This window comes from Campylobacter sp. BCW_6871, from assembly GCF_001762325.1.
Classification (GTDB): Bacteria; Campylobacterota; Campylobacteria; order Campylobacterales; family Campylobacteraceae; genus Campylobacter_D; species Campylobacter_D jejuni.
Genome location: NZ_MJWQ01000065.1, coordinates 21,810 through 46,311 on the forward strand (window position 1 = coordinate 21,810; position 24,502 = coordinate 46,311).

A 24,502-nucleotide genomic window follows, 5' to 3' on the forward strand; every position below is an offset into this window, starting at 1 on the left:
TTTCATGCAAAACAAAGAAGAAAAATTGCAAAGAAAAGCTGAATATGAATTTAGCATAGGTTTGCGTTTAACACACTGGATAAGAGCTATTGCTATAGTGATTCTTATTGGCACAGGGTATTATCTTTCTTATGTGTTTCAAAGTCCTATTAGTAACGGCGAACCTGTAAATTTTATGCAAGCAAAATACCGTTTAGTACATCAAGCGGTGGGTTTTGTTTTAATCGCTTGTATTATTTTTAAGGTGTATTTGTTTTTTTGCGATAAGGTAAGTGCAAAAGAACGCAGAAGTGCATGGGATATTTTTAATATCAAATTATGGATAGAACAAGTAAAATTTTACATTTTCTTAGGAAAACATCCGCATTTAAAAGGGGTTTATAATCCTTTGCAATTTGTAACTTATTTTTTCTTTTATCTTGTGATGTTAGGTATCATTCTTACAGGGCTTATTCTTTATACTCATACTTACCATGAGGGCTTAGGTGGGCTTTTATATCATATTTTAAGACCACTTGAAGCTGCAATGGGCGGTTTGGCTGATGTAAGAACTTATCATAGAATTTTGATGTGGGTGATTATGATTTTTGTACCAGTACATATTTACATGGCGATTTTTAACGCAGTAAAAGGTAAAGATGGTGCTATGGATGCTATTATTAGCGGATATAAATATGTAAAAGAAGAAAAGCATTGAAATTCTTAGTCCTTGGAATAGGTAATATCATGTTTGCAGATGAAGGCTTAGGCGTTCATCTTTGCAAACAACTTGAAAAAAACTACAAATTCACTCATTCTGAATTTACTTTAGATTTTGTTGATGGTGGAACTTTGGCTTTGCAACTTAGCTATATCATCGCTAGGTACGATAGACTTATCGTTTTAGACTGCATAGAAGCACAAGATGCGAGTATAGGAGATGTATTTTTCTTTCCTTATGATGCTATGCCTAATAAAATTAGCTGGAGTGGAAGTGCTCATGAAATAGAAATGCTTCAAACCTTGCAATACATGGAGCTTGCAGGAGATTTGCCTAAAACACACATCTTAACTTGTGTGCCAAAGCGTATTGAAGCGATGAGTTTTAAGCTCTCAGATGAGCTTATACAAGGGGCTAAAATCATGGAAAAAACTTTACTTGATTTTTTAAGCAAGGAAGGTTTTGTTTATGAAAAGATTGCGGATTTTTCTTTGCAAGAATTAGCTGATATTTCTTATAAAAATTACTAAATTTTTATTCTAAAATTCATAGCTTTATTTAAAGAGATTAAATCCACATTTTCTAAATTTACACCACTTGGAATTCCTTGAGCGATTTTACTAAAAGTTAGGTTTAAATCTTTAAATTTATCTTCTATAAAAAAGATAGTTGCATCAGAATTAATGCTATGTGTCAATGCAAAAATGAGCTCAGAGATATTTAGCTTAAGTATGATTTGCTTTAGTTTTTCAAGTTTTTCTTCATTTAACTCATCTAAAACAAAATATAGCCCATTGTAGCTTTGACTCTCTTCGAGTGTTAGTATATCTTTTGGGCTTTCAACTATACATAAAATGTTTTTATTTCTTTCTTCATCGCTGCAAATTTCGCAAAGCTCATTTTCACTTAAAGCACCGCATTGCTCACAAGGTTTTATAAAGCGGATAGCATTTTCTATATTGTGTGCGAGTTTCATACCATCGATTTGATTATTTATGCAAAGGTGATAAGCAAGCCTTATGGCAGTTTTTTTCCCTATGGTAGGTAAATTTGCAAAACTTTCAACAAGTTCGTTGAATTTTTCTAGGCCTTTTGCCATTATTTTTCTTTATCTCCAAAGAAAATTTTAAAACAATGCTTTCCATCATCATAAAAATAAATCAAATCAAAATTATGCAGTTTACATACCTCTGAAACTATATAAAGTCCTAGCCCCATACCTTTGACCTGATTGTGTTTTTCTCTTGCGAAAGCTTCAAGATAATGTTCTATAGGCTCTGCTAAAGGCTTGCCTGGATTTTTAATAGTAAAACATTCTTTACAACAAAAAAGCTCACAAGTGCCATTGTTTGAGTATTTTAAGGCATTATCGATAAGATTTTTTAAAATTACAGAGAAAATTTCCATATCAACATTGATTAAAGCATCATATCTAATATCAACTTTTACAACTTTATTAAAATCATCTCTCATAAGATGTTCTTTTGCTTCTTCAAGTATAGTGCTAAAACGACTAGGTTTAAAGTGTAAGTTGTAGTTTTTTGAAAATAAATTTTCGATTTTGGCAAATTCATTGATCAAAGAATCCATACGTAAAAATATAGCGATAAGTCTTTCTTTTTGTCTGTCTTCTTTGATCATTTCAGAAATGATTCTCCCTTTTCCTATAGGAGTTTTTAACTCATGCATGATTGTTCTTAGGAAAAGTTGTCTTGATTGTATTAATTCTTGATTTTTTTTAAAAGCTTTTTGAAATTCAAAGGCGATTTTGCCTACTTCATCTTCTTGATAATCTAAAAAATCAGGTTGCTCCCCATTTGCAACTTTAGCAACTTGCCTTCTTAATTTTTTTAAAGGTTCTAAAGATTTTAATACCGAAAAATACATAAAAACAACCAACAAAGAAAAAGAAAAAAATCCTATTAATAAAAGATTATAAACTCTATCGCTAGTATTTTCTTCATATAAGCCATCAAAATCTTTACATTGAACATCAAAATAAAGATTGCTATGATATTTTAAAGAAGAAAGGGTGCAAAATTCTCCATTTGCCTTAAAAAGTGATTGTCCGTTATTTCTTATGCTTTTTACAAGATAGGGATTTTGTATAGTATTAAAACCGCTATTTTCAAGATAGGATCCTATTTTAGCACCTGAAGTGTTTTCATAGGAGATGAGTAAATTTTTTATAAGATTTTCTTGTTTTAAACTTTCTTCTTCGTTGTAAGCACTTCCTTCTATTTTCAAAAGAACGATAAAAAGCACACAAACTAAGAAAAAAGTAACAACAAATAAAATAATTAGCTTGGTATAAATAGAATAATTTTTTGTCATCCTATTAGTTTATATCCTATACCTCTAACAGAAAAAATATGTTTTGGAGATTTTGAACTATCTCCTATTTTTACTCTTAATCGACCAATGATAACATCAAGACTTTTAGAATCTTTATCTTTTAGATTTTTACAGCGACTTACAAGCTGTTCTCTTGAAACACTATATCCGTGCTGCTGGATAAGGTATTCTAAAATTTCAAACTCAGCAGGAGTAAGTGTTAAAACCTTATCTTCATAGGTGATCTCATGCCTTCTCTCATCGATTTTGAAAGCAGAATTAATATTTTCATTATTTGCGTGTTCAACTCTTTTTGTGCGACGAATAAGACTCATAATCCTTGCATACATTTCTTTTGGATCGTAAGGCTTTGGCAGGTAATCATCAGCACCAATTTGAAGCCCTACAACCTTATCGCTTAAGTCGCCTCTAGCTGATGAGATGATAATGGGAATATTGCTTTTTTGTCTGATTTCTCTACAAACTTCAAGACCATCAATTCCTGGTAAAGTTAAATCCAAGATTAGACAATCATAGCCTTGAACGCCTACATTTAAGGCGCTTTTAGGATTTTCAAAATTTGTGATTTTAATATTAAACTGCGCTAAATACTCAGATAATAATTGCGCAAAATCAGGATCATCTTCTATCATCAACACATTAATCATTTTAGTATCCTTTAAATTTTATCTAAGATTTATAATATTTGCATAATTTTATTTAAAATTTGATAAATTATTGATTTTATTTTTGCTAAAATTAGATTTTTGAATTTTTAAGATTAAAATTCTAGCAAAATTTTAAATTTTTTAAAGGAATAATGTGGAAATAAGTTATTATGAAATTCTTGAAATCACGCAAAATGCTGATAAAGAAACTATAAAAAAAGCCTATAGAAAAATGGCTTTAAAATACCATCCCGATAGAAACCAAGGCGATAAAGAAGCAGAAGAGAAATTTAAGCTTGTTAATGAAGCCTATGAGGTTTTAAGTAATGATGAAAAGCGAGCTATTTATGATAGATATGGAAAAGATGCTTTAAAAGGTGGTGGATTTGGTTCTAGTAGCTCAGGTTTTGGTGGTTTTGAGGATTTAGGAGATATATTTTCTAGTTTTTTTGGAGAAGGCTTTGGCTCATCATCGCGTCGTAGAAAGAGTTCAAATGATGAGAAAATCCCTTCAGATTTTATCGTTAATTTAAAATTAAGTTTTAAAGAAGCGGTTTTTGGTTGTAAGAAAAATATAGACTTTACTTATAAATGTTCTTGTAAAACTTGTAATGGAACAGGGGCTAAAGATGGAAAACTTCAAACTTGTCCAAAGTGTCAAGGTAGAGGACAGGTTGGAATTTCTCAAGGTTTTATCACTTTTGCACAAACTTGCCCTGATTGTCAAGGAAGTGGAGAAAAGGCTAGTGAAAAATGTAGCGATTGTAAAGGTTTAGGTTATAATGAAAGCAAAGATAGTGTAGAACTTAATATCCCAGAAGGTGTAGATACAGGTATGAAACTTCGTGTCAATGCTAAAGGCAATATCTTAAAAAATGGCACTAGAGGGGATATGTATGTTAAGATCATTGCTGCCGAAGATGATACTTTTATCAGAGATGATGACGATATATATATAGAATTTCCAGTGTTTTTTACTCAAGCTATCTTAGGAGAGAGTATAAAAGTACCTACCATACGCGGTGAAGCAAGTTTAAATTTACCAAAGGGTGCTAAAGATGGGCAAAGATTTGTTCTTGAAAAAGAAGGAGTAAAAGATGTTCATAGTTCTCGCATAGGAAATCAAATCGTTCAAATTTCTATCAAATTCCCAACTTCTTTAAACGATGAACAAAAAGAACTTTTAGAAAAACTAAGTGAAAGTTTTGGTATCAAAGATGGTATGCATCAAGAGCAAAAAGGGCTTTTTGAAAAAATCGCTAATTGGTTTAAGTCCTAATTTTCCTAAAGCTTTTTAGCTTGGGAAAATCTTTTTTTATATAAATTTAAGTTTTAAAAATCAGGCATAAAAAAAGGCGGGGTAAAACCCCGCCTTAAAGTTAAACTTGAAAACCCCTTAGAATTTGTAAAGAGCTTGAAGTCTTACAGCATCGTGATGAGTGCTTTCAGGATCTGTATTAACATTTACATAAGAGTAGAATGCTGAGAAGTTAAGTTTTGGAGAGTATTTGTAATCTACTCTTGCAACAGCTTCAAGTTTCTTACCACCATTGCCAATTTCCCCTGTTTTTGTTCCACCGTATACAAAGTCAGCACCAACGCGAACTGTTTCATTAAAAGTATATCCAGCAGTTACATAACCAAAGATATTTCTACCAATATCGCCATTTAAATTAGAACCATTAGTATAGAAAATTTCTTCACCTGCAAGCAAAGAGCCAAGATTACCTTGATCTTCAATTGTGGTTAAAGTAACTTTATCTTTTTTACCATAGTATAAACCACCAAGGCTAGCATCCCAACCATTTAATTCAACACTACCTCTTAAAGCGAAGAAATTACCGTTAGCTGCTTGATTTGTAAGTGCATTTTTAAGTTTGCTATCCAAGGAATTTCCTAGGTAAGCTCCTTCAAGAGTCCAGTTGATTCCATCAAAGATAGTTGTGCTATAAGCTGCATCTACAGCATATAAGAATGCATTATCACTCATATAAGCTAACCATAATTGAGGATTAAATTGTCCACCTAAGAATTCATAAGAACCTATGGCAGCAGCACCATAAAGATTTTTATCCCAGTTTAAAGCACCGCTTGTATCGCTATCACCTTGAGGATTTCCACGATTAAATTGAACTCCTGTAATTTTGTTACCACCAGAATCTTGAGTGATTATTACAGTAGAGTCTGAAGCTTCGTTGAAACTATCTACTGCAAAAGCAGCTAGAGTTAAACCATCGATGCTGTTGTTTACTACTTTAATACCTGTTCCAACTAAACCATCAACTCCATTATCAGTCCAGATAGTGTTTAGTTGTTGTTTACCAGCGATTACGCTTGTTGCAACATCTTCATTTGTATAAGTTAAATATAATTGGCGAACACTTAAGGTATCACTTGTGTTGCTGATGCTATTTTCACCATAACCACCATCTTTCGAATTATAGTCAAATTGAACAAAAGCTTTGAAGTTATCAGCTATAGCGGCATTAAAGTTAACTTGTGCTCTGTATTTATGATCTTGTTTACCAGAAATACCAGAACCATAATTATCATTGCTCCATGGATTGCTACTTTCATATCTGTATCTTAATACTCCAGATACATCGATATCTTTGATCGCTTCTTCAAGTGGAGTAGCGTTAGCTGCTGAAAAAGCACCTGCAGCAAGAGCTGCAACTAAACTAAGTTTAACTAGTTTCATGAGAATTCTCCTTGTCAAAAATTAATAAAACATCGTAATTGTAGCACATAAATTTGGAGTTTTTTCTTAAGAAGCACTTAAAATAGTAAAAATTTTAAATCTGAAGGATAAAAACATCTAAAGAAAAGCCTAGCTAAAGGGATTTAAGCTAGGCGTGTAATTTTAAGGAGTTTTTCTTATGAATGTTTTTCGGTTCGTTTAGAAGTATAAGTCTAAAAAGTAAACGAGAAGTAATATATAGTTGTTTTAAATTATTTTGATAAAAAAACAAGTAAATTTTTACAAGCTAGGGATAAAATTTTATAAGTTTCATCAAAATTCCCACTATACCAAGGATCAGGGACTTCATCGTAGTTTAGACTAGGACTAAAATCAGTGATTTTTAAAACTTTGTTTTGGGTGTTGGTGAAGTTTTTTAAAATATTTTTGAAGTTGGAATTGTCCATAGTGATTAAAAAATCGCTTTCATCGCAAAGCTTTTGAGTGAGTTTTTTGCTTATGAAATTTTTGTGTTCTATGTTAAGTTGGGCAAGCTTGTTTTTGGTACCATAGTGCATACCTTCTCCATCGTGTTCTCCTGAAGTTCCAGCACTGCTTATAAAAAATTCTTTTTCTAAATTTGCTTTTTTGACAAGATCTTTCATGATAAATTCTGCCATAGGTGAACGGCATATATTGCCTAAGCATATAAAGAGTATTTTTTTCATTTTTATCCTTGAGTTTTAATTAAAAATTATAAAAAATATCATACAATAAATCCATGGAAAATTTCAATAGAACTTTGCTTGTGTGTTGGTTTGGTGTTTTTACCACAAGTATGGGGCTTAGTCAAATCGCTCCGATTTTGCCTTTTTATATCAAAGAACTAGGACATGTTAATACGAGTGAAATAGCGTTTTATTCAGGACTTGCTTTTGGGATCACTCCGCTTTTTATGGCTGTTTTTTCGCCTTTATGGGCTTTTTTGGGTGCAAAGTATGGTTATAAAAATATGCTTCTTCGTGCAAGTTTTGGGATGTCGGTTTTAACCTTATGGCTCAGTTTTGCTCATAGTGCTTTAGAAGTGGTTTTTGTGCGGGGTTTAACAGGAGTAATTTCAGGTTTTACTTCTGCTGCTGTTGTGTTTATCGCTGTAATAGCGCCTAAAGAAAAAGTCGCTTATGCTTTAGGAACTCTTTCTACGGCTTCTATAAGTGGAAGTTTGCTTGGGCCTTTGTTTGGTGGCTTTGTGGCTGAATTTTTTAGCATTAGTGCGGTTTTTGATGTGGTGGCTTTTTTGATCGCTTGTTCTTTTGTGACGATTTATTTTTTCATCCATGAAAGAAAAATTCAAAAAGAGGCGAAGAAAAATACCCAAAAAGTAAAAGAAAACAAAACCCTTATCATCGTTCTTTTTATCACTACTTTTGTGATACAATTTGGTACTTTTGGAGTGATGCCGATTTTAAGTATTTATGTTGAGCAAATTCATCAAGGTGGAACTTTAGCTCTTTGGGCGGGTATAGTGGTGGCTGCAAGTGGGATTAGTAATCTTTTTTTCGCACCAAAACTTGGAAAAATCGCTGATAAGATAGGGCCTAGTAAGATTATTTTTGGAGCTTTGATATTTTGTGGAATTTGCTTTTATTTGCAGGCTGTAGCAAGTAATGTTTATATGCTTATTTTTGTGCGTTTGCTTATAGGTATAGGGCTTGGAGGGCTTTTGCCTTGTGTGAATGCCTTGCTTAAAAAAAGCGTGAGTGCTAAAAATTTAAGTGTGATTTTTGGTTTTAATCAAACTTGTCAATTTTTGGGAAATTTTTGTGGTGCTTTTGGTGGAGGGCTTATGGCTTCGCATTTTAGCGTGGAATTTGTTTTTACTTTTGTGTGTTTGATTTTTATCATTAATGCTTTTATTTTCTTAGCGTTTGAGAAAAAATATATCTTTTCAAATCAAGGTTTATAAATTTAGAAAGGTTTAAAATGGAAATGATTTTATTTGTTTTAGTGATGATTTTGCTTGTGCTTTTGTTTGTAGTGCTTTTTAGGCAGTATAAAAGCCCTAAAATAGAAGAAAAAAGCACGCAAAGTTTTAGCGATATCATGCAGCTTAAATCCATAGGAGAATTAAGTGTTTTTCAGGTTTTTAGTAAAGAGATTGTCACTAAAAAAGATAGTGCTTTTAATGGAATTTGGAAAAATCTTTTAGGATGGTCTTTGAGTGAAAGACAGATTGCTTTGATTTTTGAATTTGAGATCACTTTCTTGTATGATTTAAGGGATAAAAACTTTGATATTTTGCCTTTAGGGGACGATGCTTATAAGATCATCATGCCAGAGTGTAGATACAAACACAGCATCATAGATATGAAATTTTATGATGAAAAAAATGCTAAATTTTTACCTTTTTTACTGCCTGATTCTATCAATAGTACGGGAATTAATTTTAGCGAAAGTGATAAAAACAAACTCATAAAAGAAGCCAAAGATGAGGTTAAAGACTTGTCTTTAAATCTTATCCAAAATTTAGAAAGCAAAATTCATAAAAGTGCTAAGGATACTTTAGAAGCTATTGCTAAAGGTTTTGGGGCTAAGAGAGTAGAATTTGAATTTAAAGATAACACACAAAAGCTAGATGTAAACTAGCTTTTTCTTTTCTTGCTTGAGTGATGCTTAGTTTGTTATTTTGTAAATTTTTTGATTATTTCATAGTTTTGTAAAAGCTGTTCAAAAGAAAAATTTAAATTTGCAGGAGAAGTTGAGGGTAGGGCTATGGCTTTTAAATGAGAGTGAAATTTAGTAAAAAATTTATAAGCACTTTGTCCGGTGGTAAAAATGGCTTGGATTTTGGCTTGAGAAAGGATCAGGTTTAAATCATTGGCTTTTGCATAGCTTATGGTTTTATCATCTGAATTTTTTATCTTGCAACTTTGAAGTACATCCCAAAGAGCGATATGTTTTTTTCTTAAAAAGACTTGTTGTTCTGTGATATTTTCTAATTTTACATCAAAAAGTGTTTCTAGTATAGGCCAAAAACGATTTCTTGGGTGTTGATAATAAAAGCCGTCTTGTCTTGATTTGATAGAAGGAAAAGAGCCCAAAATTAAGATTTTAGAATCCTTGTCAAAAAAAGGCTCAAAAGGATGAGTTAGAAATTCACTCACTCGCACAAATCCACAGAAATTTTTCCGTTTTTAATTTCGCTGATTTTAACTTTTAAGCTTTGGTTTTCGCTTAAATTAAGATGCTTGCTTTTTGAACTATGCAATAAACCATCAACACCATTTTTAAGTTCCACAAAGGCTCCAAAAGGAGCGATTTTTTTAACAATACCTTGAAATTCTTGCCCAAGTTCAAAGTCTGATATATCTTTGTCTTTAGAGCCTTTTTTAGTTCCTTTTTGAGAGCTTGTGATGTTTATGATGTAGTCTTTTGCGGCTTTGATTTGCTCGTTTTGATTACCTGCTATTTTTACTTCACCTTTTTCGCGATCTAAGTCTATAGAAACGCCAAATTTTTCTATGATTTCTTTGATGGTTTTTCCAGCTTGCCCTATGATATCAACGATTTTTGAAGGATCAACGCTAAAAAGCTCAAGTTTAGGTAAAACTTCTTCATTGACTACGATTTCTTTGGCGGCTTCTTCCATGATATTTAGGATGTGAATTCTTCCTTCTTTGGCTTGGTATAAAGCTTGTTTTAGTGTTTCTTGATCGATTCCGCCTAGTTTTATATCCATTTGAAGAGCAGTAACGCCGTCTTTGCTTCCTGCTACTTTAAAGTCCATATCCCCATCATGATCTTCAAGTCCCATGATATCTGTTAAAACAGCAAATTTGTTATCTTCAAAGATAAGCCCCATGGCTACTCCTGCAACAAGTTTTAAGCTTGGCACTCCTGCTGCTTTTAGGGCTAAAGATCCGCCACAAACCGTTGCCATAGAACTTGAGCCATTGCTTTCTAAAATTTCACTGACTAAGCGGATTACATAAGGATAGTTTTCATCTATGCTTGGATAAAGTGCTCTTTTGGCTAAATTTCCATGTCCTAGCTCTCTTCTTCCTAGAGCTTTGATAGGACTTGCTTCGCCTACTGAAAAACCTGGAAAATTATAATTTACCATAAAGCGTTCGCTTATAGGATTTTTTTCTGTAAGCAAGTCTATCATTTGAGCATCGTTTTCTCCGCCTAAGGTTGCAACCACTAGAGCTTGAGTTTGTCCACGAGTGAAAAGACAAGAGCCATGAGCGTTTGGCAAGAGATTGGTTTCTATACTGATAGGACGCACCTCGTTTAAACTTCTACCATCAGCTCTTTTGCCTTCATTTAAAATTTGCTCACGAATAAGTTTGCGTTTGACTTTAGCTAAGGTATTTAAGATACTTTCTTCGCTCCAGTCTTTAGCGATTTCAAGATTTAAAATTTCTTTAGCAATTTTATTTAGTTCGCTTGCTCTTTCGCTTTTTGCCATTTGGTTGATGGCTTCTTTGATTTGTTTTTGGAAATTATTTTCTATAAAAGCTAAAATTTCAGGATGTTCAATCTCATTTTTTAGTTCGATTTGAGAATTTTTTTTGTGTTTGCTAAAGGCTTCTTCATAAGCATTTGAACCATTTAATATAGCTTTTTGAGCTAAATTTAGAGCTTCTAAAATTTCATCTTCGCTAAGTTCATTCATATTTTGTGAAGTGGTTTGAGTTAAAACATCAGCATAAGGAGCTTCGATAAAGATTTCATTTTCTTTTTGATCGGGTAAGGCTCTCATTTCTATCATCAAAAGCTCATCTTTTACACCTGCTACATAGAGATCTAGAGTGCTATTTTGAAGCTCTTCATTGTTTGGATTGAGTATGAAATTTCCATCTATCTTTCCTATGCGAACACCGCACACTGGAGCTTTCATAGGTATATCACTAAGATAAAGTGCCACGCTTGCGGCATTTAAGCTCATTACTTGCAAATCTACCTTAGGATCAGCTGAGAGAACCATCACAACGATTTGAGTTGGATAAGCATAGCCTTTTGGAAAAAGAGGGCGTAAGCTTCTATCAATGATGCGTGCTGTTAAGGTTTCTGCATCGCTTGGCTTGGTTTCTCTTTTAACATAGCCACCAGGGATTTTTCCTGCGGCATAAGCTTTTTCGATGTATTGAACGGTTAGAGGTAAAAAATCTTCTTCAACTTGTTTTTCTTCTCTTGCAACTGTAGCTAGAACAACGCTTTTGCCTTGTCTCATTAAAACAGCACCAGCAGCTTGTTTGGCGACTTTATCTATATCAAATATTTCTGTATTTTTGTTAATTTCTATGCTGTATTGCATTATTTTTCCTTTTTTACCAGATAATAAATTCGTAAAATTTTTTAAAATATTTAGCAAATTTCATCCTTTTTAAATTTTGTTTTCACTTTCTGCTAAAGAGAAATCGTATTTTACTCCTCCTAAAGGATAGAAGTTGAAAATAAAATAAACTCCGCTTTGATTTTTAGCTGTGATACCACCACTTGTGAGTTGTGGATCGATTCTTTCTCTATACATTAAAGAATAGTTCCAACATTTTCTTTGGTAGGTATAGCCAAGTTCCCACATGTTTGCATGAGCTCTTTGAGTATCAAACCAAATTCCACCAAATAAATTGTAATTAGGTGTGGCAATATAATTTGCTCTTGTGCCAATAAAGCTATATTTTCCATACTCATCGTTTTGATAAGCATGAGAAAACATCCAATTAAATTTTGAATTTGTATTGACTTCTATTTGGCTGATGACATTGGTAAAGCGACTTTGCTCATAAGAGTAAAGCACTTCGCTGTTGAGATTGATGTTTTCATTAAAATAATAAGTTAAAAGATTTTCAAGTTCATAGAATTTATTTTGTTTATTGAGATAGTCAAGTGAAAATCTGTGTTTGAGTTTTTTTTGTCCTTCGTTGTTATAGAAATATTGCACAGCATAAAGACTTGTATGTTCGTTTTCTTTGTCGTATTCTTCAAGATAATCTTGCGTGATTTTACCTGATTTTGCTCCTGGTAAAATGTAATTCACTCCTAAATTTAAAGTATGAAAGAAATTTTCATAAGCTTTTGAAAGATCGGTGTAGAGATTAAAATCATGAGTGTTTCTAAAATAATGCTCATGGTTTCTTTCGGGATCGTTGCTATAATTTACAAAAGAAGCATAAAATCTTTCTGTAAAAGTAAAGTGTAAAAAGTCTCCAAAAAAAGCGTTGTGATATGAGATAGGCAAGTCTAAATTTAGCTCATTTGCATAAGAACCAGCAGGTCGGTAAAAATTATGAAATGAAGCATCAAATGAATAACGCAAGCGTTCATCAAAAAGGTTATTTAAAAATCTATGATATTGAAAGCTTGGATATTCTTGTAAGGTTGTATTGTTGCTAAGTTTAGATGTGTCGATATAATATCTTGCATAAGCTCCGTAAAAATTGTTTTCATCAGCTAAAAAATAATTGATTTTGGAGGTTACAAGCGAGTTAAGATCTCGATAATCCCTACTTCCTAAATTTAAATAATCCACATCGTTGAGATAGGTTGCATCTATCCATAGGCCTTCTTGGAAATTATCACTGAGTAAAGATTTGATTAAATCATCTCTTGAGTATTTTAGTTCTATTCCATAGTGGGTTTTGTTTTTCAAATTTTCATCGTGAAAATAGGAGCTATTTTCCCTAAAAGCACCAAAATTTAATTCTCCTGTTGAATATGGAGAATCAAGAAATCTTAAAGTAGAATAAAGTCCAAAACCACGGTTTGTTCGAATTTGTGGATCAAGTTCTAAATCCCAATTTTCTTGAGTGGCAATATAAATAGGTTGTTCATAGTATAAGCCTTCGCTACTTTTTAAAACGATTTTTGGGATTAAAAGCCCGCTTTGTCTATGAGTATCAGCGCTAAATCCAAAATAAGGTAGATAAAAAACCGGGGTATTTTTAACATATAATCTTGCATTGTAAAGATGAACAAAATTGGTTTCCCGGTTAAGCCAGCCTTTTGAAAAACGAATTTCCCAATCAGGGTCTTCAACATTGCAGCTTGAAACTGCTGAAATTTTACTTTCAAAGACTTTATCATTTAGATGGCTTGTTTTGCTTTGAAACCATACTTCAAGATTGTTATTGGAAAAGAAAAAATTACTAAAATCGGCTTGATTGGAATTTAGGTTGATTTTAGCATAATCAGAATGTGATCTTTCGTTTTGTCCCCTTAGGATGTTAACATCGCCAAAAAGCTCAACATCTCCGGTTTTTTCATTGTAAATTGCTTTATTGGCAGTGATGAAATAAAAATCAGAAAAAATAATAACATCATTGTTCGCAGTAAGAATATCACCTTCTTTTTTTGCATCAAGAGCGTAAATATCAACTTGTGCTGCACTTAAAGCTATGCTAGTTCCTAGCAATAAGGAAAATTTACGCCACATCGACTACTATTGTCCTTGCTAGATAATCCTCCCAAGCTTTGCGCAAATCATTACTTAAAGCCCAAGCAAACCCAAGCATAAACGCCATAGCACTAACTTGTCTTATGGCAGATCTGATGCAACTTTGGATGAGATTGGGTTTGTCAAGAAGATTTTCATCCAAGATGATAATTTTGCATAATATTTTTCCCAAACTTGCCCCATAAAGATAAGTAAAAATTGCTTGATAACTAAAATGAAGCAAGATGAAGCCAAGATAAAAATTTCCTATAATTTGAGTCGTTTCAAATAAATCTTTTGCTTGGATTAGACGATCATAAAAAATGATAAACACAATCAAAGAAATAATCATATCATCGATTAAAAAAGCTAGAACTCTTTTTCCAAAACTTGCTATTTTTAGATTTTCACGCTCTAAGCGGTCTTGTAAATTTTCTTTCATTTAAGAACCTGATGAGCGATGTCTTTTCTGTATTGCTTTCCTTTGAAATTTACATTATCACAAAGTTTATAAGCATTTTTTTGCGCTTCTTTTATACTTTTTCCTGTGCCAACGCAAACCAAAACTCTTCCACCATCAGCCATTAATTTGCCATCTTCTAGGCTTACTCCAGCATAAGAGATATGAGAGTTTTCAGGAATGTTATTTACAGTAATTTCACTTTTTGGTGAACTTTTGTAAGGATAGTTTTCACTCGCGCATACAACCCCTACTGCAAATTCTTTTTTGATTTTGATTTTTGTGTGTCTTAAGCGTCTTTGAGTAGCAGCTAAAATAAGTTCTAAAGGATCTTCGATTAAAGGCATTAAAACTTCACATTCAGGATCTCCAAAGCGAACATTAAATTCTAATACATAAGGTTTATTTCCAACGATCATAGCACCTATAAATAAAACACCACAAAATTCCGCTCCTTCTTTTTTCATGCCTGCTAAAGTCGGTAAAATAATATCTTTTTGAACTTTTCTAAGCAAGCTTTCATTCACTAAAGAGCTAGGAGCGTAAGCACCCATTCCGCCAGTATTTGGCCCTTGATCATTATCGAGTAATTTTTTGTGATCTTGTGCTACAGGAAGTAAAACAAAATCATTGCCATCACATACTGCAAAAATGCTTAATTCATAACCATCTAAAAATTCTTCAATTACAACGAGTTTTCCAGCATCTCCAAAGCTTTCTCCGCTCAGCATTTTAGCTGTTTCTTCTATGGCTTCTTCATGAGTCTTAGCTATGATAACACCTTTTCCTGCGCAAAGTCCATCGGCTTTTACTACTATAGGAGGGGTTAAACTATGTATAAAATTTTTTGCTTTTTCAATATCATTTGTGTTTAAAAATTTGGCTGTTTTGATACGGTATTTTTTAAGAAAGCTTTTCATAAAAGATTTTGAGGTTTCAAGCATTGCAGCAGCTTTACTTGGCCCAAAAATAGCAAGTCCTTGTTGTTTAAAAATATCTACAACACCTTCAGCTAAAAAACTTTCACTTCCTACTATACAAAGATCAAAACCTTTTTCTTTCGCATAGGTTGCTAAAACTACTGGATCTTTTAGGTTTAAATTTGTTCCAAGACTTTCGGTAGCGCCATTTCCAGGAGCAAAATAAAACTCTAAATTTTTGTCTACTCTTCTTAAGGCTAAAGCAATAGAATATTCTCTTGCACCACTACCCAAAATCATTATTTTCATTTATATCTCCTTTTAAACCCAAACAGCCGTTTAACAAAGATTGACCCCAAAAAGTCAAAGAAAACCGCTAGGTAATTTTTAAAGGCTGCAACTTCTCGCTTTTTTCAAAGCTCAAACGATGCCACAGAACACGGTAAATCACACAATCGCAGTTAATAAAAATGTGTTGGATCACTTTAAATACCACAAACTGTTTAGGCAAGGAAATTATAACTTAATTTAGCTTAAATTTCTATGTCTTAAATCAGTTTAAATTTGGTTTTTCCTGATTTGTCAAAATGCTTTCCTTGCAAAATAATATCGGCAACATTTTCCCAAACATGTTTTTCATCAATATAGACTATATCAAAGGTGTTATCACGCATTAAAGACTGATAATTCACTTTTTTAGGTGCGTATTTTACTAAATAATATGGATTTTGTGAAAAGTTTTCAATTTTTAATTTGCATAATAAATCTAAATCCGATGTGACAACTAAAAATTTTTTTCTTTGTTCTTTTGTAATTTTTTGAATATACACTAAAAGTTTTTGATCAAAAGGATTTAGAGCGGATTTATTTAAGCGACTTAAGTAATGTTCTGCAAAAGAAAGAGAACAGAAAGAATTTTCTATATTGCTCATGGTAAAATAAGAATTTTTAACCCCTGATGATTTTAAAGATAAGTGCCAAATTTTAACATCCATTATGGTTGCGCATAGATTTAAACCTGTGACAATTTTTTTAAAGAGCTTTTCTCGTGAAAGTTTAAAAGCATTTTCGAAAATATTGTAATTTTTCTTATAAAAATCTTCCCTTATAGCATCAAGTCTTTTTAGTGTTGTTCTGTAGTATTCTGCTTCTTTTTGTAGTTTAGCCAATCTTTCTTGTCTTGCTTTAAGTTTTTCAGGGTCTGTATTGGCCGCATTGCTTTTAAGATTTATTTCAGATTGCAAAGTTTTCATTTGTGCTTCAAGTGAGGCTAGACGATTTTTTCTTGTATCTATGGTGGCTACTAAAGCTTGGTAATGACACTGCAAAGATAAAAAAGTTTCGTTAAAAATTTTAGTGATATTTGGTTTTTGATCAGCTATCATTTGCTTATATGAATTCTCTAAATGCATCATGATGCTTTTTAACGCGCTAAATTGGGTTTGGTCTATGCTATTATCCATAAAAATTAAAGTATCATAAGCTTTAAATAAAAATCTTTTAAGTATAAGATAATCAAGTATGCAAGGAATTTCCTTTTCATCTTGTAGATTGGCTTGAAGTGTTTCTACGGATAAAATTTCATGGGCAAAATATTTTTGTATAGCTTGAGGTATAGTAAAAGAAAGAGGAATTTTTTCTATACTGTCAAAGTCTGTTGTTCTATAGAGTTCTGTTATATAAGCACTTCTTCTTGAGTTTTGCAAGTCTTCTAATTCATCATCATTATCAGTTTTCCAAAAATCATGCTCAGTGATAAAATCCCCTTCTTTAAATTCTTGAAATTTTGAAGGTTTTATACCCGTTATGGTTTTGCTTGTTTGAACGGGCTTGCCGTCTTCTGCTTTTTTTTCGCTAGAAAGAGTTCTAAATTCCACAAGCATACCAACACTTGGCATACTTTTTTTATCATTCCAAATTTGGCGATTGAAGTCAAAAAAGGTATTTGCTGAGTTTGTAACGGTTCCACGTCCTGTAGAATCCATATAAATAGCTATTTTTCCATGCATATTTCTTCCTTGAAATTTCTTAAATAAATTCTAGCCTTATTTTTATAAAAATTTTATAATAAAAATAAGAGTTAGAAAAAATGGATCATTCCCATTCTATAGTTGCAGGTGGTTTGCTTGAGATATCATAAACAACGCGGTTTATACCTTCTACTTCATTGATGATACGGCGACTTATGTTTTCTAAAACTTCGTAAGGTAAATGCGAGAAAGTAGCTGTCATACCATCACTTGCATCTACAACACGTATGCAAACTGCATTATCATAAGTGCGGTTATCCCCCATAACTCCAACACTTTTAACATTTAAAAGCACGCAAAATGCTTGCCAAGTTTTATCATACCAACCTGTGCTTTTAAGTTCTTCAAGTAAAATTACATCAGCCTTGCGCAATAGTTCTAAGCTAGGGCGATTTACTTCCCCCATAATGCGTATAGCAAGCCCTGGTCCAGGGAAAGGATGGCGATAAACCACTTCTTTGCTAAGTCCAAGCTCAAGTCCTAGGGCACGCACTTCATCTTTGAAAATTTCTTTTAAAGGCTCTATGAGTTTAAGATTCATTTTTTCAGGTAAGCCCCCTACATTATGATGGCTTTTAATGGTTTTGCTTGCACCTATAACAGAACTTTCTATGATATCAGTATAAAGTGTGCCTTGAGCGAGATATTTTACATCTTTATGTTTTTTTGCTTCTTCTTCAAAAACTTCTATAAAGGTATTTCCTATGATTTTTCTTTTTTGCTCAGGATCTCTAACATTAGCCAAGCGACTTAAGAAAATTTCACTTGCATCAATGCTGATAAGATCGATACCTAAGGTATTTTTAAACATAAATTCAACTTGTTCTTTTTCTCCGCTTCTTAAAAGTCCATTGTCTACAAAAACTACTATAGCTTGCTCTTTTATAGCGCTGGCTAAAAGTGCAGCAACTACACTACTATCTACTCCGCCACTTACAGCACAAAGCACTTTATCACTGCCTACTTCTTCACGGATTTTTTCCGCTTGAGTTTTTGCAAAAGAACCCATATTCCAAACGCTTTCACAATTACAAGCGTATTTAGCAAAATTTTTTAAGATATTTTTGCCAAATTCACTGTGTTGTACTTCTGGGTGAAATTGCAGAGCAAAAAATTTCTTATCTTCGTTGCCAAAAACACAAAAAGGACTATTTTCACTTGTGGCTAAAACTTCAAAACCTTGAGGTAAATTTTCTACTTTATCAGAATGACTCATCCAAACGGTTTGTTTTTTTGGAAGATTTTTAAATAAAGCACTATCTTTTTTAACTTCTATGTTTGCTTTACCGTATTCTTTATGTCCTGCAGGTGCAACTGTAGCTTTGTAATGATGTGCCATAAGCTGCATACCATAACAAATTCCAAGAACAGGTAAACCCAAGTCAAATATGCCTTTATCGCAAAAATACGCATCAGTTGCATATACGCTTGCTGGACCTCCGCTTAAAATAATACCTTTTGGTTCTTTTGCCTTAATATCAGCTAAACTTACATTAAAAGGTAAAATTTCTGCATAAACTCCTTGCTCCCTTAGGCGTCTTGCTATAAGCTGAGTGTATTGAGAGCCAAAGTCTAAAACTAAAATATCTGCTTTTTTCATTATTTACCACCTATGTAATTGTTCGTATTTTTTAATGGTTTTTACCGAACCATTTTGTTCATAGCTTGTGTATTGAGGGTTGCCTTTATATCCGCAAGCACAGAAGAAAATTAAGAAAAGAAATGCTAAAATCATCTTATGAGAAAAAGAAATAATATTAAGATGACTAAAAACGCTAGTGCTGTTATTAATGAATTGATGGATAAACCTCATTATAAGCCTTTAAAAACCTTATTTTTTTGCAAAGATTTTTTAAGTTCTTTTCCGCTTGCTAAGCAACGTTTGATTGCTAAAATTTATGTAAAAAATCATATTTTAAATATAATAACCTTACATCCAGCAGCTTATCAAGAATTAAATCATGATGATAGCAAAATTTATATTAAATTTCTCATAAAAGCATATGGACAAAAATATCCTTTAAGTGGATTTGTTGATATAAAAGATATAAAAATCTTTTCCCAAAAATACACTTATGCAGTAAATAAAAACAAAAATGATGAAAAACTCTCTAAAAATTCTTATTTGGAGCTTTCTAAGGGTGAATTTAAAAATTGCTTTAAAGATGAAAAATTATTTAAGAAATTTGAAGATTTAAGAGAACTTATAAAAAAAGGTTCTAATCTTGACTAAAGAGAAATTAGAAAATGAGCTAAAAACTCTTCCCAATAGTGCTGGAGTTTATCAATACTTCAATCAAGAAGGAAAGCTTTTATATGTAGGTAAGGCTAAAAATCTTAAAAATCGTGTCAAATCTTATTTTGCTTTTACTCCAAATTTACATGCAAATCCAAGAAATTCTTTAAGAATTCAAAAAATGATTGAAGAAACAGTGCATTTGGAATTTATCATTACTAATTCAGAGGCTGATGCTTTGATTTTAGAAAATTCTTTTATCAAACAACTGCATCCAAAATATAATATTTTACTAAGAGATGATAAAACTTATCCTTATATTTATGTGGATTTTGAAGAAGAATTTCCACGCTTTGAGATCACTAGAAAATTGGTAAAAAAAAGCAAAATCAAATATTTTGGCCCTTTTTTTAAAGGTGCTAGAGAGCTTTTAGATGCGCTTTATTTATACTATCCTTTAAAGCAAAAAGCAAGTTGCAAATCCCCTTGTATTTTTTATCAAATTTCTCGTTGTCTTGCGCCTTGTGATAAACGCATCAGCAAAGAAAAATACCTTGAAATTTTAGATGAGGCTATGCACGCACTTTTAAATCCTAGTATTTTAATAAAAAATTTAGAAAAACAAATGATACATTTAGCACAAAATGAAAATTACGAAGAAGCAGCTAAAGTAAGGGATCAGATTGCAACGATTAAAGATTTGGAAGTTAAGGTTGAAATAGATATTGCAAAATTAGAAGATTTTGAAGTATTTGCTTTAGCCTTTGAAAATTCCATGCTTTCAACCTTACGTTTTGTGGTGCAAAATGGAAAAATTATCAGTGCAAATTCTAAGATTACTCCTATAAAAAATGATATACAATGGGATAAAAATGAAATTTATAAGCAATTGATTTTAGAAAATTTTAGTATGGACATTCCTTTGCTTGCAAATGTTATTTATGTTTATGAAGAATTTGAAGATAGAGTGCTTTTGGAAGAAATTTTAAGCCAAAGATTTGATAAAAAAATCAGTATTAAAATCCCTAAAATAGGAGAAAAAAGAAGAATTTGTGATTTGGCTTTTCAAAATGCACTTTTAAATATAGAAAAAGAGCAAAAAAATCATGGTTTTACTATACAAAAAGAATTAAAGTCTTATTTTGAGCTTGAAAATTTACCAAATGATATAGAAATTTTTGATAATTCTCATTTGCAAGGCGTGGCAAATGTTGGAGCTATGGTAAATTATAGTGCAAATTCTTGGGATAAGTCAAAATATCGCAAATTTCATTTAAAACATAAAAATGATTATGATCAAATGCGTGAAGTCTTAACGCGTAGGGCTTTGGACTTTGATAAAATACCCCCTCCTGATTTATGGCTTATAGATGGAGGAAAGGCTTTGCTTGATTTGGCTAAAGAAATTATTGTAAGTAGTGGGGCAAATGTCGATATTTTAGCTATTTCAAAAGAAAAAATCGATGCAAAAGCACATAGGGCTAAAGGAGGTGCTAGAGATAAAATTCATTCCTTAAAAGGAGAATTTAGCCTAAGTATTAACGATAAAAAACTACAATTCTTACAGAAATTAAGAGACGAAGCACACCGTTTTGCTATCAGCTTTCATCAAAATACTAAGAAAAAACAGGACTTGAATAGTTCTAAGCTTGTAAATTTAGGACTTAGTTCAGGGGTTATACAAAAACTTTTAGCGTATTATGGAAATTTTGAATCTATATATAAGGCTGATTTTAAAGATCTTGCAATGCTTGTAGGCAAGAAAGCGGCACAAAAGATAAAGGAAAATTGATTTGATATTAGCAGGGATAATTTTTATTTTTAATCTAATTTTAGCGTATTTAAGTATTGATATCTCAAAGCTTGATAGTGTTGCTGAACAACTGAAAATAGGTATGTTTTCTAGCATTTTTGTTTTATCTTTAACACTTTTTATTTTTGCTTTTAGACAAAATAGAAATATAAACAAAATATATCAAAAAATTTTTTGCATGCAAAATGATTTTTTAAATTTTCAAAAAAAGATTGATGTTGATAGTGCGCTTGATTTGTTAAAGGAAAAATTTGAAACTACGGGTCAAAATTTAACTAAAATATCCCATGAAAAAGACAGATATTTGCATTTATTAGAAGAAAATTTATATCAGCTTGGAAATATATCTAATGCAATGCGTTGCTTAAATGAAGGGTATAATAAAGAAATTAATTCTTTGATTTTAAATGCCTTAAATTCTCAAAAAGATCAAATTAGATTAGAATTAAATGAGGCTTTAGAGCATCATAAAAGCATTATAGGGACATCTCATGGAAAGGTTTTGCAGTTTGAAGCAAATGTGGCTATAGTTAATAATGATGAGCTTGAAAATTTTTTACTTGCAAATTTACTTTCGTATTTTGGCATAGAAAGTACTTGTTTTAAAAATTTAAGTTTTGATGTTAATGACTTTCATTTGATTTTTATCAAGGATAAAATTTTAAATGAAAATATAAAGAAAAACTATGATTTTATAGTGATGGGTCGGCATAAAAATACACATTATGAGTATTTTTTAACTTTACCTTTTGAAAAAAAAGATCTTGAAAATATTTTGCAAAACAAGCTTGATAAGGTTTGCACTTTAAAATTTAAAACTCCTTATCAAAATAATGTATTGCTTTTTAAACAAAATGATTTTGATGCAACCTTATTTTTTAATATAATAGAAAAACAATGCGATAAAAATATATGTATAAATTCTTTTAGTCAATTAAAACAAGAATTAAGCAAGGAGACTTATCGTTTGATTTTGCTTGATTATGAATTAATTAAATTTGATCTTGAGCAAATGAGAAATTTGCTAAGTGCTTATAAAAAACAGCATCCACAAAGCCATATCATCTTTTTTTCAAAGGAAAAAGTTAGGGATTTTGATTGTGTGAGTGAAGTTTTAAGTGATGTAAGTAGAAATGATCTTATAGCTTTACTTAGAAAGTATTTACCAAAGGCCTAAACTTTATAAAATTTAACTCCAGCTAAATCGAGAATTTTTACCTTTTTTTCTTTGATAAGTTGATTTAAGAGAGTTTTAGATTGTTCATCAAATTTCACTTCAATGTCTATTTCGCTTTGTGAGCGTAAATGAAGCATTTTTAATAATTCTTCTTTATTGAAGCTTAGTTTTTCAGCTTCATAATGTCTTTTGGCTAAGAGTACAGGAGTAGAATCTATAAGTTTGGAAAGTTTTAAAAGTTTTTCTTCGCTTACTTTTTTAACGGCATAAGCAGGAGGTCTATCTATGGTGCTTAGATCAACTCTTAAAGGCATGATTTTTTTTAAAGCTTGATTGAGTGCTTTAAATTCTTCTTCGTTGTCATTAAGATCTTTAACAACTAGAATTTCCATAATCAAATCTCCATTAAACTTAGCTCTAAAATCTGCCATCTTTTCTATCATTTTTTCTAAGTCAATGTTTTTTAAAGCTCTATCAATACGATAAAAAGTTTTAGCAACTGCACTATCTAGGCTAAATTTGACCACATCTAGTTTTAGCAAAGCATTAAATTTGCCTTCATCTAATACAGCTGTACCATTACTTAAAATAAGCAATTTTTTATCTTTAGCAATGCTGCGTAAAGATAAAATAAGCTCATTTAAATGAGGATAAAGACTAGGCTCTCCGTTGGCAGTAAGGGTAAGAAAATCAAATTCAACATTTTTTTCAAGCATAGCTTTAACTTCGGAGATAATTTTATCTATGCTGATAATTTCATCCTGTTTTTCTTGGGCTTTTTTTGGATCAAGCTCACAATAAACACAATCAAAATTGCATTGTTTTTTACTAGGGCTTAAATCTATACCCAAAGATCTTCCAAAACGCCTTGAGCTAACAGGACCAAAGAGTATTTTCATTTAGCTGAACTTTCTTGTACAAGCTTGATAAAATATTTTGCATTTTCAACAGGAATATCAGGCAAGATCCCATGTCCTAAGTTGAAAATATGAGCTTTATTTTGCATGGTTTTTAGTATTTTTTCCACTCCTTCTTTGATGGCATTTTTATCATAAAGTCTGCAAGGCTCCATGTTGCCTTGAAGAGTGTATTTGTGTGATAGTTTATCACGTGCTAAATCAAGCGGAGTGCTCCAATCAACCCCAAAAACATCAAAATTACCATCGATTCTATCCAAATAACCGCTAATGCCTTTAGGGAATAAAATTACAGGTATATTTGAGTATTTGCTTTTAATAAAATTTGAAATTTCAAGCATATAATTAAAAGAGAATTCAAAAAACTTATCGTATTCTAAAGCACTTGCCCAGCTATCAAAAATTTGTATAGCATTAGCACCTGCTTTAATTTGCTCTTCTAAATAAAGTTTTAAAACTTGAGTTAGTTTGTTTAGAATTTTATGTAAAAGTTCTGGGTTTTGATAAAGCATTTTTTTACACTTTGCATAATTTTTACTTCCACTTCCTTCTATCATATAGGTAGCTATAGTCCAAGGGCTTCCGCAAAATCCTATTAAAGCCTTGTTTTGGGATAATTTTTCTCTTGTAAGCTTTAAGGCATCATAGACATAATTTAATTTTTTATGCGCATTTTGATCGTCAAGTTTTTCTAAGTCTTCTAGGGTTGAAATAGGATTATCAAAAACAGGTCCTTCTCCTTTTTCAAAATGTAAATTCATGCCCATTTCGAGAGGAACAACTAAGATATCTGAAAAAATGATTGCTGCATCTACATCTAAAATATCAATAGGCTGTAAAGAAACTTCAGAAGCTTTTTTATAGTCTTTACACAAAGAGAGAAAATCGCCCGCTTGTTTTCTTACTTCCATATATTCTGGCAAATATCTTCCTGCTTGACGCATCATCCAAATAGGGGTATAGGGTGTAGGTTTTTTAAAGCAAGCATCAATAAAAATCATTATTTTCCTTTGTTTTTGGCAAAATTATAACAGAAATTGATAAATTAAATTGGTCAATTTTTCTATATTTGCTTCATATAAAGGAAATAATAAATTTTTTCATTTTATCTGGAGTTATTAGAAAATTT

22 protein-coding genes are annotated in these 24,502 nt (G+C 31.7%); 8 read left to right on the top strand and 14 right to left on the bottom strand.

The genetic code is table 11. From position 1 onward, the window contains the following. The first annotated feature begins 4 nt into the window (after positions 1-4). Positions 5-697, top strand: a complete 693-nt coding sequence (gene cybH / locus AJ930_RS06895) for a Ni/Fe-hydrogenase, b-type cytochrome subunit (RefSeq protein ID WP_070275064.1) — start codon at positions 5-7, stop codon at positions 695-697. Further along, positions 694-1,230, top strand: a complete 537-nt coding sequence (locus AJ930_RS06900; RefSeq protein WP_070275065.1) for a HyaD/HybD family hydrogenase maturation endopeptidase — start codon at positions 694-696, stop codon at positions 1,228-1,230. Before cybH ends, AJ930_RS06900 begins: the two co-directional genes overlap by 4 nt. Here the strand turns inward: AJ930_RS06900 and recR are convergent. The 3 genes from recR to AJ930_RS06915 are packed head-to-tail and all read right to left on the bottom strand — an operon-like array spanning position 1,227 to position 3,702. Then, on the bottom strand, positions 1,227-1,799 hold the full coding sequence (recR, locus tag AJ930_RS06905) for a recombination mediator RecR (protein ID WP_070275066.1): 573 nt from the start codon (positions 1,797-1,799) through the stop codon (positions 1,227-1,229). The two genes, AJ930_RS06900 and recR, sit on opposite strands and share 4 nt — an antisense overlap. Next, the gene (locus AJ930_RS06910; RefSeq protein ID WP_044780121.1) at positions 1,799-3,034 is read right to left on the bottom strand and encodes an ArsS family sensor histidine kinase; all 1,236 of its coding nucleotides are present in this window, start codon (positions 3,032-3,034) and stop codon (positions 1,799-1,801) included. The genes recR and AJ930_RS06910 overlap by 1 nt, the downstream gene beginning before the upstream one ends. Further along, positions 3,031-3,702, bottom strand: a complete 672-nt coding sequence (locus tag AJ930_RS06915) for a response regulator transcription factor (protein WP_002861955.1) — start codon at positions 3,700-3,702, stop codon at positions 3,031-3,033. Before AJ930_RS06915 ends, AJ930_RS06910 begins: the two co-directional genes overlap by 4 nt. Positions 3,703-3,856: 154 nt before the next feature. On the opposite strand from AJ930_RS06915, the gene dnaJ reads away from it, so the two are divergent. After that, positions 3,857-4,981: a molecular chaperone DnaJ gene (dnaJ, locus tag AJ930_RS06920; protein ID WP_052857432.1), complete on the top strand. Its 1,125-nt coding sequence runs from the start codon at positions 3,857-3,859 to the stop codon at positions 4,979-4,981. Positions 4,982-5,098: 117 nt separating this feature from the next. Here the strand turns inward: dnaJ and AJ930_RS06925 are convergent, their stop codons facing one another. Next, positions 5,099-6,403, bottom strand: coding sequence for a major outer membrane protein (locus AJ930_RS06925; RefSeq protein ID WP_070275067.1), 1,305 nt, complete (start codon positions 6,401-6,403; stop codon positions 5,099-5,101). Between the two features lie 251 nt (positions 6,404-6,654). Then, positions 6,655-7,110 carry a low molecular weight protein-tyrosine-phosphatase gene (locus AJ930_RS06930; protein ID WP_052857436.1) on the bottom strand — a complete coding sequence of 152 codons (456 nt, stop codon included), beginning with the start codon at positions 7,108-7,110 and terminating at the stop codon, positions 6,655-6,657. Between the two features lie 53 nt (positions 7,111-7,163). Here AJ930_RS06930 and AJ930_RS06935 point away from each other — a divergent pair, with 53 nt between their 5' ends. Both AJ930_RS06935 and AJ930_RS06940 read left to right on the top strand, forming a co-directional pair. Continuing rightward, positions 7,164-8,348 carry an MFS transporter gene (locus tag AJ930_RS06935; RefSeq protein WP_070240375.1) on the top strand — a complete coding sequence of 395 codons (1,185 nt, stop codon included), beginning with the start codon at positions 7,164-7,166 and terminating at the stop codon, positions 8,346-8,348. Between the two features lie 17 nt (positions 8,349-8,365). Beyond that, on the top strand, positions 8,366-9,028 hold the full coding sequence (locus AJ930_RS06940) for a DUF4230 domain-containing protein (RefSeq protein WP_070240377.1): 663 nt from the start codon (positions 8,366-8,368) through the stop codon (positions 9,026-9,028). A gap of 35 nt (positions 9,029-9,063) precedes the next feature. Here AJ930_RS06940 and AJ930_RS06945 read toward each other — a convergent pair whose 3' ends face one another. The 7 genes from AJ930_RS06945 to guaA all read right to left on the bottom strand — a co-directional run bounded on the left by AJ930_RS06945 (position 9,064) and on the right by guaA (position 18,830). After that, positions 9,064-9,546, bottom strand: a complete 483-nt coding sequence (locus AJ930_RS06945) for a DNA-deoxyinosine glycosylase (RefSeq protein ID WP_070233571.1) — start codon at positions 9,544-9,546, stop codon at positions 9,064-9,066. Further along, positions 9,543-11,702 (bottom strand): polyribonucleotide nucleotidyltransferase, encoded by a 2,160-nt coding sequence (locus tag AJ930_RS06950; RefSeq protein ID WP_070275098.1) that lies wholly within the window; start codon positions 11,700-11,702, stop codon positions 9,543-9,545. The genes AJ930_RS06945 and AJ930_RS06950 overlap by 4 nt, the downstream gene beginning before the upstream one ends. Positions 11,703-11,771: 69 nt before the next feature. Then, on the bottom strand, positions 11,772-13,820 hold the full coding sequence (locus AJ930_RS06955; RefSeq protein ID WP_070233570.1) for an LPS-assembly protein LptD: 2,049 nt from the start codon (positions 13,818-13,820) through the stop codon (positions 11,772-11,774). Then, a complete protein-coding gene (locus AJ930_RS06960) occupies positions 13,810-14,262 on the bottom strand; it encodes an RDD family protein (protein WP_002871012.1) in 453 nt (150 codons plus the stop codon). The genes AJ930_RS06955 and AJ930_RS06960 overlap by 11 nt, the downstream gene beginning before the upstream one ends. Then, the gene (gene purD / locus AJ930_RS06965; RefSeq protein ID WP_004305631.1) at positions 14,259-15,509 is read right to left on the bottom strand and encodes a phosphoribosylamine--glycine ligase; all 1,251 of its coding nucleotides are present in this window, start codon (positions 15,507-15,509) and stop codon (positions 14,259-14,261) included. The genes AJ930_RS06960 and purD overlap by 4 nt, the downstream gene beginning before the upstream one ends. Positions 15,510-15,748: 239 nt before the next feature. After that, positions 15,749-17,209, bottom strand: a complete 1,461-nt coding sequence (locus tag AJ930_RS06970; protein ID WP_044779040.1) for a hypothetical protein — start codon at positions 17,207-17,209, stop codon at positions 15,749-15,751. Positions 17,210-17,294: 85 nt separating this feature from the next. Then, entirely contained in the window at positions 17,295-18,830 is a 1,536-nt protein-coding gene (gene guaA / locus AJ930_RS06975) for a glutamine-hydrolyzing GMP synthase (protein WP_070275068.1), read from the bottom strand. 138 nt (positions 18,831-18,968) lie between these two features. On the opposite strand from guaA, the gene AJ930_RS06980 reads away from it, so the two are divergent. The 3 genes from AJ930_RS06980 to AJ930_RS06990 are packed head-to-tail and all read left to right on the top strand — an operon-like array spanning position 18,969 to position 22,456. Next, positions 18,969-19,463, top strand: coding sequence for a hypothetical protein (locus AJ930_RS06980; protein ID WP_004305626.1), 495 nt, complete (start codon positions 18,969-18,971; stop codon positions 19,461-19,463). Then, the gene (uvrC, locus tag AJ930_RS06985; protein ID WP_070275069.1) at positions 19,456-21,258 is read left to right on the top strand and encodes an excinuclease ABC subunit UvrC; all 1,803 of its coding nucleotides are present in this window, start codon (positions 19,456-19,458) and stop codon (positions 21,256-21,258) included. The genes AJ930_RS06980 and uvrC overlap by 8 nt, the downstream gene beginning before the upstream one ends. A 1-nt stretch (position 21,259) precedes the next feature. Beyond that, positions 21,260-22,456: a hypothetical protein gene (locus tag AJ930_RS06990; protein WP_070275070.1), complete on the top strand. Its 1,197-nt coding sequence runs from the start codon at positions 21,260-21,262 to the stop codon at positions 22,454-22,456. Here AJ930_RS06990 and AJ930_RS06995 read toward each other — a convergent pair. Beyond that, positions 22,453-23,355 (bottom strand): radical SAM protein, encoded by a 903-nt coding sequence (locus AJ930_RS06995; protein ID WP_070275071.1) that lies wholly within the window; start codon positions 23,353-23,355, stop codon positions 22,453-22,455. The genes AJ930_RS06990 and AJ930_RS06995 overlap by 4 nt on opposite strands. Then, on the bottom strand, positions 23,352-24,374 hold the full coding sequence (hemE, locus tag AJ930_RS07000) for a uroporphyrinogen decarboxylase (protein WP_070275072.1): 1,023 nt from the start codon (positions 24,372-24,374) through the stop codon (positions 23,352-23,354). The genes AJ930_RS06995 and hemE overlap by 4 nt, the downstream gene beginning before the upstream one ends. Between the last annotated feature and the right edge of the window lie 128 nt (positions 24,375-24,502).